This is a genomic window from Neisseria sp., assembly GCF_041804105.1.
Classification (GTDB): Bacteria; Pseudomonadota; Gammaproteobacteria; order Burkholderiales; family Neisseriaceae; genus Neisseria.
On the sequence record NZ_JBHCJY010000112.1, the window covers coordinates 1 to 12188 of the forward strand.

General features: G+C 57.0%; 9 protein-coding genes and 2 pseudogenes. 9 read left to right on the plus strand and 2 right to left on the minus strand.

The annotated features are described in order from the left end of the window. A pseudogene (locus tag ACEYDX_RS09840) lies at positions 1–445 on the minus strand (tryptophan--tRNA ligase); the annotation flags it as partial. Positions 446–806: 361 nt separating this feature from the next. Here ACEYDX_RS09840 and clpB point away from each other — a divergent pair. Then, on the plus strand, positions 807–3383 hold the full coding sequence (gene clpB, locus ACEYDX_RS09845; RefSeq protein ID WP_373741848.1) for an ATP-dependent chaperone ClpB: 2577 nt from the start codon (positions 807–809) through the stop codon (positions 3381–3383). Positions 3384–3783: 400 nt separating this feature from the next. Here the strand turns inward: clpB and ACEYDX_RS09850 are convergent, their stop codons facing one another. Further along, complete coding sequence (locus ACEYDX_RS09850; protein ID WP_373741849.1) at positions 3784–4698, minus strand: LysR family transcriptional regulator; 915 nt, start codon at positions 4696–4698, stop codon at positions 3784–3786. A 95-nt stretch (positions 4699–4793) separates the two neighbouring features. On the opposite strand from ACEYDX_RS09850, the gene ACEYDX_RS09855 reads away from it, so the two are divergent. The 8 genes and pseudogenes from ACEYDX_RS09855 to ACEYDX_RS09890 form a co-directional block, all read left to right on the plus strand. Further along, positions 4794–5855, plus strand: coding sequence for an NADH:flavin oxidoreductase/NADH oxidase (locus ACEYDX_RS09855; protein WP_373741850.1), 1062 nt, complete (start codon positions 4794–4796; stop codon positions 5853–5855). Between the two features lie 107 nt (positions 5856–5962). Next, the gene (locus ACEYDX_RS09860; protein ID WP_373741851.1) at positions 5963–6625 is read left to right on the plus strand and encodes an NAD(P)H-dependent oxidoreductase; all 663 of its coding nucleotides are present in this window, start codon (positions 5963–5965) and stop codon (positions 6623–6625) included. Between the two features lie 117 nt (positions 6626–6742). Continuing rightward, positions 6743–7072, plus strand: a complete 330-nt coding sequence (locus tag ACEYDX_RS09865) for a multidrug efflux SMR transporter (protein WP_373741852.1) — start codon at positions 6743–6745, stop codon at positions 7070–7072. Between the two features lie 235 nt (positions 7073–7307). Further along, positions 7308–8366 (plus strand): NAD(P)-dependent alcohol dehydrogenase, encoded by a 1059-nt coding sequence (locus ACEYDX_RS09870; protein ID WP_373741853.1) that lies wholly within the window; start codon positions 7308–7310, stop codon positions 8364–8366. 193 nt (positions 8367–8559) lie between these two features. Continuing rightward, entirely contained in the window at positions 8560–9003 is a 444-nt protein-coding gene (locus ACEYDX_RS09875; RefSeq protein ID WP_373741854.1) for a nuclear transport factor 2 family protein, read from the plus strand. Positions 9004–9362: 359 nt separating this feature from the next. Next, complete coding sequence (locus ACEYDX_RS09880) at positions 9363–10466, plus strand: MBL fold metallo-hydrolase (protein ID WP_373741855.1); 1104 nt, start codon at positions 9363–9365, stop codon at positions 10464–10466. Between the two features lie 675 nt (positions 10467–11141). Beyond that, the gene (locus tag ACEYDX_RS09885) at positions 11142–11333 is read left to right on the plus strand and encodes a hypothetical protein (RefSeq protein WP_373741856.1); all 192 of its coding nucleotides are present in this window, start codon (positions 11142–11144) and stop codon (positions 11331–11333) included. Positions 11334–11344: 11 nt separating this feature from the next. Beyond that, positions 11345–12188: pseudogene (locus ACEYDX_RS09890) on the plus strand (DUF2254 domain-containing protein); the annotation flags it as partial.

Genomic DNA, 12188 nt, shown 5'->3' on the forward strand with positions numbered 1-12188 from the left:
ACATCAGAATGTCGGCGGTCATCAGAATCGGGTAGCTGTACAGCCCCATTTCGATTTGGTGGTCTTGGTCTTCCTGCCCTTTGTCCAGATTTTCCTGCACCGCGGCTTTGTAGGCGTGGGCGCGGTTCATCAAGCCTTTGGCGGTGATGCAGGTCAGAATCCAGTTGAGTTCCATGATTTCGGGAATGTCGCTTTGGCGGTAGAACGTGGTACGCTCGGGATCAAGTCCGCACGAAAGCCAAGTGGCGGCCACGGCTTGGGTGGACTCGTGAATCATGGCCGGGTCGTGGCATTTGATGATGCCGTGGTAGTCGGCGAGAAACAGAAAAGATTCGACGTTATCGTCTTGCGCGGCGCGGATGGCCGGACGAATCGCGCCGACGTAGTTGCCCAAGTGGGGAATGCCGGTGGTGGTTACGCCGGTGAGAACGCGTTTTTTAGTCATGCTGTGGCTTTCTTTATCAGATTTTTCAGACGGCCTTAAAGTGGTTTGAAGGCCGTCTGAAAATATTCGGGATTAGGTGGACGATTATACATGAAAGCGCACCGGGGCTTGGCAGGCCGTCTGAAAACGCGCTGCCGTTTCCTGTCTTTGCAGGCATGACGGCAAACAGATTTTCAGACGGCCTTTTGCTTGACACAAGCAAGCTGCCGAACCATTTACCCACAGGCCGTCTGAAAATAATCCATATTAAAAACAACCGCTAAAATAAAATTAGCATTCAACAGACAAAACGCGTCTTGAGTTATCCACAGGTAGCCCTATATAGCGGTTAACGAAATAATCTTCCGAAGGAAAACCCAAGATGAGATTCGACAAACTGACCGCAAAATTCCAAAAAGCCCTTTCAGACGGCCAAAGCCTTGCTCTGGCCGCCGACAATGCCTATCTCGAAGCGGGCCACGTTCTCAAAGCCCTGTTCGACGATAACGACAGCGGCACCGCCGCCCTGCTTGCCCGTGCGGGCGTGAACGTGCCGCAGGTTAAGGCACAGTTGCAGCAGCTGTTGAACGGTCTGCCAAAAGTGTCCGGCCAAGGCGGCGAAATCCTGCCCGGCCGCGAATTGCAGGCCGTGTTAAACCTGATGGACAAGGCCGCCGTGAAGCGCGGCGATGCCTATATCGCCAGCGAACTGTTCGCACTCGCGCTGGTGCAGCAGAACGATGCCGCCGGCAAAATCCTGAAAGCCGCCGGTGCGACCGAGCAGAACATCAATGCCGCGATTGACGCCGTTCGCGGCGGGCAGACGGTGGACGACGCCAACGCGGAAGACCAGCGCGAAGCCTTGAAAAAATACACGCTGGATTTAACCCAACGAGCCCGCGAAGGCAAGCTCGATCCGGTCATCGGCCGCGACGACGAAATCCGCCGCGCCATTCAGGTTTTGCAGCGCCGCACCAAAAACAACCCCGTGCTGATCGGCGAACCCGGCGTGGGCAAAACCGCCATCGTGGAAGGTTTGGCGCAGCGTATTGTTGACGGCGAAGTGCCCGAGAGCCTGCGCAACAAACGCCTGCTGGTGCTCGATTTGGCCGCGCTGATTGCCGGCGCCAAATACCGCGGCGAATTTGAAGAACGCTTAAAAGCCGTATTGAACGATTTGGCGAAAGACGACGGCAACACGCTGATTTTCATCGATGAAATCCACACCTTGGTGGGCGCGGGCAAAGCCGACGGCGCGATGGACGCGGGCAATATGCTCAAACCGGCGCTGGCGCGCGGCGAGTTGCACTGCATCGGCGCCACCACCTTAGACGAATACCGCCAATACATCGAAAAAGACGCCGCGCTGGAGCGCCGCTTCCAAAAAGTGTTGGTGGGCGAGCCGAGCGTGGAAGACACGATTGCGATTCTGCGCGGTTTGCAGGAGCGTTACGAAATCCACCACGGTATCGACATCACCGACCCGGCGATTGTTGCCGCGGCTGAGTTGAGCAACCGCTACATTACCGACCGCTTCCTGCCCGACAAAGCAATCGACTTAATCGACGAAGCCGCCAGCCGCATCAAAATGGAACTGGACTCCAAACCCGAGCAGATGGACAAACTCGACCGCCGCATCATCCAGCTCAAAATGGAGAAAATGCACGTTGAAAAAGAAAGCGATGATGCCAGCCGCAAACGTTTGGAACTGATAGACGGCGAAATCGCCGGACTGGAAAAAGAATACGCCGATTTGGACGAAATCTGGAAAGCCGAAAAAGCCGCCAGCGCAGGCACCGCCGACATCAAAAAACAGATTGACGACATCAAGGTCAAAATCGAACAGGCCAAACGCCAGGGCGATTTCGCCCGCGCATCCGAATTGGAATACGGCGAACTGCCCAAACTCAACCAGCAGTTGCAGGCGGTGGAAAGCAGTTCAGACGGCATCCCGCAGGCCAACAAACTCTTCCGCACCCAAGTCGGCGCCGACGAGGTTGCCGAAATCGTGTCGCGCATGACCGGCATCCCCGTGGCCAAAATGATGGAAGGCGAACGCGACAAACTGCTGAAAATGGAAGAAGTCCTGCACAGCCGCGTGGTGGGGCAAAACGAAGCCGTGCGCGCCGTGTCCGACGCCATCCGCCGCAGCCGCAGCGGTTTGGCCGACCCGAACAAACCCTACGGCAGCTTCCTGTTCCTCGGCCCCACCGGCGTGGGCAAAACCGAATTGTGCAAAGCGCTGGCCAATTTCCTGTTCGACAGCGAAGACCATTTAATCCGCATCGACATGTCGGAATACATGGAAAAACACGCCGTCGCCCGTCTCATCGGCGCGCCGCCCGGATATGTCGGCTACGAAGAAGGCGGTTACCTTACCGAACAAGTGCGCCGCAAACCGTACAGCGTCATCCTGCTCGACGAAGTGGAAAAAGCGCACCCTGACGTGTTCAACATCCTGCTGCAAGTGCTCGACGACGGCCGCCTCACCGACGGCCAGGGCCGCACGGTGGATTTCAAAAACACCGTCATCGTGATGACTTCCAACATTGGCAGCCAACACATCCAGCAAATGGGCGTAGCCGACTACGAAGCCGTCAAAGAAGTGGTGATGGAAGACGTGAAAGAACACTTCCGCCCCGAAATGATCAACCGCATCGACGAAGTGGTGGTGTTCCACGGCCTCGACCAGGCCAACATCCGCAGCATCGCCCAAATCCAACTGCGCGGTTTGGAAAAACGCCTGTCGGCCATGAACCTGCACCTCGAAGTGGAAGAAGCCGCGCTCGATCTCATCGCCCGCGCGGGTTTCGACCCGATTTACGGCGCCCGACCGCTCAAGCGCGCCATTCAGGCCGAAATCGAAAACCCGCTGGCCAAAGCCCTGCTGGAAGGCCGTTATCAGCCCGACAGCACCATCAGGGTAAAAGCGGAAGACGACAGGCTGGTGTTCGCCTGATTGGGTTGTTTATTGGATTGAAAGTCCAGGCTTAGTGAAATCTACTTAAGGGTTATGAAGCAAAGGCCGTCTGAAAAAGTTTTCAGACGGCCTTTTTTTTTGCAAACAGCCTTTTATTTTGTAAAAACGGCCAAGTTTGAAAACGCTTGTCTTTGCACCACCGACCTACATTTACAATGCGTTGATTTGAGCGGCACAGCCAACAACCGTCATTCCCGCGCAGGCGGGAATCCATGCCCAATATTTTCAGAAACCTTGTTTATTTATGCGTTTGTGAATGCCAACCATGGATTCCCGCCTGCGCGGGAATGACGGATCTAGATACCGTCTGAAAAACAATCCGTGTTTCGATCCGATATTGTTTAAACACCCATATAAAACAGGCCGTCTGAAAAACCGCTCAAACCGCGTGCTGCCCGCCCAATGCCGCTTCCGCCAGCAGTTCCCGCAGCCATCGGTGGGCGAGGTCGTGGTGGGTACGTTGGTGCCAGGCCATAGCGACGGTAAAGCCTTCCACGTCCACCGGCGGGGGCAGGCTGACCAGCCCTTCCTGGCCGCAGGCGAGGCGGGCGGGCAGCATGGCGGCCATGTCGCTGCGGCGCAGGATTTCGGGCATCAGCAGGAAGTTGCTCACGGACACGGATACTTTGCGGCTGCGGCCGAGTTTGGCTAAGGCTTCGTCGGTGGCGCCGCTGAAGCCGCCGCCGTCGTACGACATCAGCGCGAAATCCAGCCCGCAGAAACGTTCCAAATCCAGCGGCGCGGCGGCGGCGGGATGGCCTGCGCGCAGGGTGCAGACGTAGTGTTCTTCGTAAAGCGGGCGGATGTGCACTTCGTCGGAATGGATGCGTTCGGGCGTCATCAGGGCGACATCGAGCCGGCCCTGTTCGAGCAGGCTGCGCACGTTGCTGTCCTGTATCGGCAGCAGCACCGCCTGAATATGCGGCGCAAGCTGCTTGAGCCTAGCCAGAAACGGCACGACAACGGTTTGCAGGCCGTAATCGGTGGAGGCTAGGCTGATTTTCATACGGGCGGTTTTGGGATCAAACGCGGCCGGTTGCAGCATTTTGCCGATGTGCGCGAGCACGCTTTTCACTTCGGCACCGAGCGCAACCGCCCGTTCGGTCGGCCGGATACCGTGCTGGACGCGCACGAACAGCGGATCGTCGAAACTTTCGCGCAGGCGGTTGAGCATCGCGCTCATCGCGGGCTGGGTAACCGACAAACGCTCGGCGGCCCGGGTAACGTTCTGTTCGTCGAGCAGGGCTTCAAAGGCTTTGAGCAGGTTGAAATCGAGGCTTCTGATATCACGCATGTTTATATTTGGCATAAGCAATCACAATTGGTTTTATATTATCTTTTTCTTTAGAATACAAGCCTGTTTGAACATTGTTGGTGAAAGCAAGCATTATGGCCAAATTCAGATTTATCCAAACACCCTATCAAATCAAAAACCTGTCGCTTAAAAACCGTGTCGTAATGCCGCCGATGTGCCAATATTCGGCCACCGACGGCATGCCGAACGACTGGCATTATGTGCATTACGTTTCCCGCGCCGTCGGCGGCGTGGGGCTGATTATCGTGGAAATGACCAACGTTGCCCCCAACGGCCGCATTTCGCCCAACTGCTTAGGCTTGTGGAACGACGCGCAACGCGACGCATTCAAACGCATCGTCGATGCCGTACACGCGCAGGGCGGTAAAATCGCCGTGCAAATCGCCCATGCGGGGCGTAAGGCGCAGGACGAACCGAACGCCGTCGCCCCGTCCTCCATCCATTACGGCGCGCTCGATTACGAAGGCCAAAACCTGATTACCCCGAAAGAACTGACCAAAGACGAAATCGCCGAAATCGTTCAGGCTTTCCAAAACAGCGTGAAACGCGCGGTGGACGCGGGTTTCGACGCCATCGAGCTGCACGGCGCGCACGGCTACCTGATCCACCAGTTCTACTCGCCCAAATCCAACACGCGCACAGACGAATACGGCCAGGACAAAATGCTCTTCGGCGAACAGGTCATCAAAGCCGCCAAAGCCGTGATGCCGTCTGAAATGCCGCTCATCATGCGCATTTCCGCGCAAGAATACGGCGAAAACGGTTTCGACAGCGACTACGGCGTGGAAGTTGCCAAACGCTTCGCCGCAGCAGGCGTGGACGCGTTCGACATCAGCGGTGGCGGCGACGGCGTATTGTGCGCAGGCAAACACCCTGAATTCGCCGCAGGCTATCAGGTTTATCTGGCGCGCAAAGTCAAAGAAGCCACCGGCCTGCCCGTCATCGCCGTGGGCATGCTTGATGACGCGGCCGTAGCCGACCATGTATTGGCCAACGGCGATGCCGACCTGGTGGCCGTCGGCCGCGGCCTGCTGCGCGACCCGTATTGGCTGTTGAACGCGCAATACAACCAGCGCGCCGCCGACGGTGCGGCAATGGAATTCGTGCCGCAGCAATATGTTCGCGGCTATATGTAAAGCTGCCTGAAAAACGTTCAGGCCGTCTGAAAAAGGTTTTTCAGACGGCCTGCCGCAAACTCCGTACCACAACCGTTTCACCCCCAATACTTTATTAGGAAACCGAAATGTCCGACATTCAAAAAGAAAGCGTATTGAAAGCCTTTCAAAACCGCAGCGCCACCCGCGCCTATGATCCCGCGCGCAAAATCAGCGACGGCGATTTCGCCTACATTCTCGAACTGGCACGTCTCTCGCCCAGTTCCGTCGGCTCAGAGCCGTGGAAATTCCTGATTGTGCAGAACAAAGAACTGCGCGCCAAACTCAAACCCGTATCGTGGGGCATGGCCACCCAAGTGGACGACGCCAGCCATCTGGTGGTGGTGCTCGCCAAGAAAAACGCCCGCTACGACAGCGACTTTTTCGGCGGCGTAATGGACCGCCGCGGCCTAGAAGGCGAAGCGCGCGAAAAAGCCCTGGCCGTTTACAAAAAATTCCAGGAAGACGACATCCGCATCACCGAAAGCGAACGCGCCCTGTTCGACTGGGCGTGCAAACAGACCTACATCGCACTGGGCAACATGATGAGCGGCGCGGCCTTAATCGGTATCGACTCCTGTCCCATCGAAGGCTTCGAATACGAAGCGGTCAACCGCATCCTCGCCGAAGAAGGCCTGCTCGACCCCGCCGAATGGGGTGTATCGGTGATGGTCACCTTCGGCTACCGCGCCAAAGAAATCCGCCCGAAATCGCGCAAACCGGTTGAAGAAATCGTGCAGTGGGTGGAGTAAGTCAGGCTCCGACCAAATGGCCTTTGCGCACAAACTTTCTGTAAAAACAAGACTGTTCAGCCCCAATCTCGTTTGCTAACATCATGTTTTTCCAAAACATCCGGCAAAGGAAATTTCATGCACTGGCTTTTTTTGGGGCTGGCCATCATCAGCGAAGTGTTCGGTTCGACCATGCTCAAACTGTCCCACGGGTTCAGCAAACCGCTGCCGTCCACAGGCGTAGTTTTGGGTTTCGGGTTGGCATTTTATTTTTTGTCGCTCACGCTCAAAACCGTGCCGCTGGGTACGGCATATGCCATTTGGGCGGGCGTGGGGCTGGTGCTGACCGCAGGTGTGAGCGTGGTCTTTTTCGGCCAGAAAGTCGATTTGCCGGGCATCGCCGCCATCACCCTGATTCTCGCGGGCGTGGTGGTGCTGAACCTGTTTTCAAAAATGGGCGGGCATTAAAGGCCGTCTGAAACGGCAGCGGTCGCCTGCTTGAAAGCATCCGTTTGTTAAACGGGCATCGTGAATGTTTGATATGAACGCAAAGGCCGTCTGAAAAAGTTTTCAGACGGCCTGTTGCATATTTCGGAATACAGTATTCCGCTTTGCGTTATTTCCCCGTCCATGGGCAGGGATTATAATCAGACAAGCGATTTTAAACCCCACCTTATTTAAAACCCACCTTAAAGGAAACACCATGACCACCCCCGTAAAATCCTACGCCGCCCACAGCGCGACCACACCGCTCGCCCCCTATGATTTCGACCGCCGCGATTTGCGCGACGACGACGTGTTGATTGACATTCTCTACTGCGGCGTGTGCCATTCCGACCTGCACACCGCCCGCAACGACTGGGGCTGGACGCACACTTACCCCATCGTGCCCGGCCACGAAATCATCGGCCGCGTCGCCAAAGTCGGCGCGAACGCCAAAAAATTCCAAGTCGGCGATTTGGTCGGCGTCGGCTGTCTGGTCGACTCCTGCCGCACCTGTTCGCCCTGCCAACGCGGTTTGGAACAATACTGCGAACACGGCCACACCGGCACCTACGGCGGCACCGACCGCCACGACGGCACACTGACCCAAGGCGGCTACAGCACCGCAGTCGTCGTGAGCGAAGATTTCGTGCTGCGCGTGTCTGAAAAACTCAACACCAAAGCCGTTGCCCCGCTGCTGTGCGCCGGCATCACCACCTACTCGCCGCTGCGCCACTGGAACGTGAAAGCCGGCAGCAAAGTCGCCGTAGTCGGCTTGGGCGGCCTCGGCCACATGGCCGTGAAGCTGGCTAAAGCGATGGGCGCGGAAGTAACCCTGTTTACCCGCTCCGCAGGCAAATCCGACGACGCATTCCGCCTCGGCGCAAGCCATGTGGTGCTGTCCACCGACGAAGCCCAAATGCAGGCCGTCGCCAACACCTTCGACCTCATCATCGACACCGTGCCCTACACCCACGACCTGAAACCCTACATCCCCACGCTCGCCCTCGACGGCACGCTGGTGCTGGTCGGCCTGGTCGGCGAGTTGGAGCAGACCATCAACACCGTACCGATGATTATGGGCCGCCGCTCCGTGGCCGCATCCGTTATCGGCGGCATTGCCGAAACGCAGGAAATGCTGGATTTCTGCGCCGAGCATAATATCGTGCCCGATGTGGAAATGATTGATATGCAGGACATCAACGCCGCTTACGAGCGTATGCTCAAATCCGACGTGAAATACCGCTTCGTCATCGATATGGGCAGCCTGAAAAAATAAGCCTGATGAAGGCCGTCTGAAAAACCGAACCGCGCCCGTTTTCGCGCAAACGGTTTCAGACGGCCTGACTGTTTTCCGCCGTCCGTCCGCACGGGAACAGCGGGCTTCCGATATTTTGGATAGCGTTACCCCGTTGCCAAACCCGCAGGTGCTGCGGAAACAGCAGCCCGATCAACCTTGCAAGGATAACCCCATGTCTTTTAACGAATCAGCCGAACGCCAAGCCATCAAAACCGTGGTCGACGTATTTTCCAACCTTGCCGACGACAAACGCGTCGCCGAACAAATGCCGCTGTTCACGCAAGACGCGGCGGTCAACACCTACATCGGCGGCGAACTCGTTTTCGCCATGAAAGGGCACGGCGAAATCAGTAAAGTGTTTACCGACTACCTCGCCCAATTCAGCAAGGTTTACCACCTGAACGGCCAGCAGACGGTTGATTTCCAAAGCGAAACCGAAGCCCGCGCCGTCAGCTACTGCCTGGTGAAACTGGTCGGCGAAACCGACGGCAAACCCGGCCTGCTCGAACACAGCGTGCGCTACCAAGACCGCTTCGTCAAAGAAGCCGACGGCCAATGGCGCATCGCCGAACGCACCGCAGAATTCTTAATCAGCGAAACCCGAACGTTGGCCTGAGGCCGTCTGAAAACATTTGGTTGCGACCCAAAAGCCGTTATTTTCAGACGGCTTTACTTTTTGGCCGCATTCGGCTGCATTGGCAGCCGATACCGTTCCGCCTGCTTCAGACGGCCCGGCTTTTTCCGGATAACCTGCTCCTTTCAGACGGCCTTGAAGTGATGCAAACCCCATCCCGTCATGCCCGCGCAGGCGGGAAATCACGGCCGAACACGGATGACAGCATGGTTTTACCCGAATGCCTGTCCGTAAAAATCAAGTATCCGAACCCGGTTTCATCAAACCAAACCCATAGGCCGTCTGAAAAACCTTTGTCCGGCATATTTTTCAGACGGCCTGTCCGTACAAACCGCAACATCATGAAAAAACGCTACAAATACCCGCTCATCGCTCTCAGCCCCATCTTACTGGCCGCCGCCGTTTTCGGCATCGAGTTCTACCGCAACATCGGCAAGCTGCCCGACGAAAGCCGCTTCGCCCGCCTGCCGTATTACCAAAACGGCGCGTTCCGCAACATCTACACCGCCCCCGAGCTGCCCTACTACCCCGAACGCGCCACCGGCAAAGGCGGCTTTATCCGCGACGACAGTTACGTCCCCAAAGGCCGCCTGCCCATGCACACGCTCGATAAAAACAGTTTCGGCCAAGCCGAAGCCTTCGCCTACTACTGGCTGGGTCACGCTTCCGCCATTCTCGAACTGGGCGGGCAGCGCATCCTTATCGACCCCGTGTTCGACAACGCCAGCCCCGTCAGCCTGCCGATTATCGTGCCCCGTTTTCAGGAAGCGCCGATAAGCCGCGAAAACCTGCCGCACATCGATGCCGTACTCATCAGCCACGACCATTACGACCACCTCGAAGCCGCCACCGTCCGCCACCTTGCCGACAAAGCCGCACGCTTCATCGTACCCCTCGGCGTGAGCGACAGGCTGCAAAGCTGGGGCGTGCCGTCTGAAAAAATCACCGAACTGGGCTGGGGCGACGCTGCCGAACTCAACGGCGTCAAAATCACCGCCGAAACCGCCCAACACTACTCCGCCCGCTGGCGCACCGACCGCAACAAAACCCTGTGGGCATCGTTCGTACTCGAAGGTGCAGGCCGCCGCCTCTATTGGAGCGGCGACACCGGCTACGGCCCGCATTTTGCCGACATCGGCAAAAAATACGGCGGCTTCGACACCGCGTTCCTCGAAATCGACGCCGCCAACGCAGGCTGGCCGCAAACCCATATGTTCCCCGAACAGTCCGTACAGGCCGCTCTCGACCTCGGTGCAAAACGCATGGTGCCGATGCACTGGGGCGTGTTCAGCCTCGGCCGCAACCCGTGGTACGTCTCTATCGACAAGGCGGTCAAAACCGCCGCTCATAAAAACCTGCCGCTGGACGTGCCGAAAATGGGCGAAAAGTACCGCCCCGATTCGTTTAGGAACGACGGCTGGTGGACACGGAAAGAATTGCGCTAAGCCGCTGAAGAGAATACGGACAACGGCAAACGGATGCCGTCTGAAACTGCCGAACGCGGGATGTTTTCAGACGGCATTTGATGGGATGGGATAAACGTTATGTGATTGGCTGTGTCCGGATGCGGATAAACAAACAGACCGTCCGAACAGCTTAGGCCGTCTGAAAAAGCAGAACAGTTTTGTTTTACCCGAACAACTCTGCTTTTTCAGACAGCCTGACATGCAAACAACCTTCTCTTTCAGATGCAGACAGGCTAACTTTTCCAGTTTTTCAGACGGCCTTTTTAGTGATTTATCCCCATCCCAAATCTTTCCCGTCATTCCCGCGCAGGCGGAAAACCAACACCGATAGCACCAATGGAATACACCGCAAATCTTTCCCGTCATTCCCGCGCAGGCGGAAAACCGGAATCCTGATAACCGCAAACACTTATTCCCCCAACCCATACCGGAAACCAAGTTGCCAAGCGCCCGTTCAGAACCAAGACCGACCCAGCGAAACCGGGCCGTCCGAACATCAGAAAACCCGCCCTTTCCGCATCATGTTCCCCATCCGCGCGGCGGTTTGATTACAATACCGCCCTATCCGCCGATTTCCGCCGCCCGCCGTGAAAAAATGCGGCAAAACTGCGGCATGCCGATTTTTAAGTTTCATTGTTTTCAAAGGGATAACGCATGAAAAACTCCTTATACCGCTGGCTCATCATACTGAAAAAGCCCGGCCACCAGATTTGGGTCGTACCCGCATACTGGGCGGTTATCGCCGTGGTACTCGCCTTCATCGCCCGCTTTTTCGGCGATATGCTGCATGACGGCGCGCTGCCCGACATCCGTGTAGCGAAACGCTCGACGGCCTGCTCACGGTAATCGCGTCGAGCATGCTCTCGGTCAGCACTTTTTCCCTCTCGATTATGGTGTCCGCGTTTGCCTCCGCCTCCAGCGGTGCTACCCCGCGCGCCACCGAGCTGATTATGGGCGACGACAACACCCGCACCACCATCTCGGGCTTTATCGCCGCCTTCATCTTCACCGTTATCGCCAAAACCGCGCTGGGCATGGAATATTACGGCCAAAACGGGCGGTTTATCCTGTTTATCGGCACCATCGCCGTGATGGCCTACCTCATCGTTTCCCTTATCCGCTGGGTATTCACCCTGTCGTAGCTCGGCCGTTTGGGCAACACCCTCGGCAAAATCAGCAGTAAAACCGAACAGGCCCTGCAAACCTATTACGCCGAACCGCAAATGGGCGCATCATGGCGCGGACGGCTCAACCCCGGCATGCAGGTTCTGCGCGCGGGGCAGTCCGGCTACCTCACCCATATCAACATGGCTTCGCTGCAAAAACTCGCCGAAGAATACGACACCCACATCTACATCACCGTCCGCCCCGGCAAACTGCTCATGCCCGACACTCCCGTTGCCTGTATCAACCGCCCGCTGGAAACAACTGACCGCCTGCTCGGCTGTTTTGTCATCGCAGGCGAGCGTACCTACGAGCAAGACCCCGAATGGGGCTTCATCGTCTTGAGCGAAGCCGCCCAACGCGCGCTCTCTTCCGTCAATGACCCGGGTACCGCCGTCAGCGTGATGGTGCTGATGCTCAAACTGCTTACCACACCGCAGCAGCCGAACCCCGTCCAGCTCGATTACGACCGCCTTTCCATCGTCGAGGCCGACAAAAACCATTGGATTGAACAGAGTTTTATGCCCATCGCACGTG

Excerpts from the sequence above, each read along its gene's own strand:
- clpB (WP_373741848.1), top strand. The coding sequence starts at position 807 with ATGAGATTCGACAAACTGACCGCAAAATTCCAAAAAGCCCTTTCAGAC.
- ACEYDX_RS09850 (WP_373741849.1), bottom strand. The coding sequence starts at position 4,698 with ATGCGTGATATCAGAAGCCTCGATTTCAACCTGCTCAAAGCCTTTGAA.
- ACEYDX_RS09855 (WP_373741850.1), top strand. The coding sequence starts at position 4,794 with ATGGCCAAATTCAGATTTATCCAAACACCCTATCAAATCAAAAACCTG.
- ACEYDX_RS09860 (WP_373741851.1), top strand. The coding sequence starts at position 5,963 with ATGTCCGACATTCAAAAAGAAAGCGTATTGAAAGCCTTTCAAAACCGC.
- ACEYDX_RS09865 (WP_373741852.1), top strand. The coding sequence starts at position 6,743 with ATGCACTGGCTTTTTTTGGGGCTGGCCATCATCAGCGAAGTGTTCGGT.
- ACEYDX_RS09870 (WP_373741853.1), top strand. The coding sequence starts at position 7,308 with ATGACCACCCCCGTAAAATCCTACGCCGCCCACAGCGCGACCACACCG.
- ACEYDX_RS09875 (WP_373741854.1), top strand. The coding sequence starts at position 8,560 with ATGTCTTTTAACGAATCAGCCGAACGCCAAGCCATCAAAACCGTGGTC.
- ACEYDX_RS09880 (WP_373741855.1), top strand. The coding sequence starts at position 9,363 with ATGAAAAAACGCTACAAATACCCGCTCATCGCTCTCAGCCCCATCTTA.
- ACEYDX_RS09885 (WP_373741856.1), top strand. The coding sequence starts at position 11,142 with ATGAAAAACTCCTTATACCGCTGGCTCATCATACTGAAAAAGCCCGGC.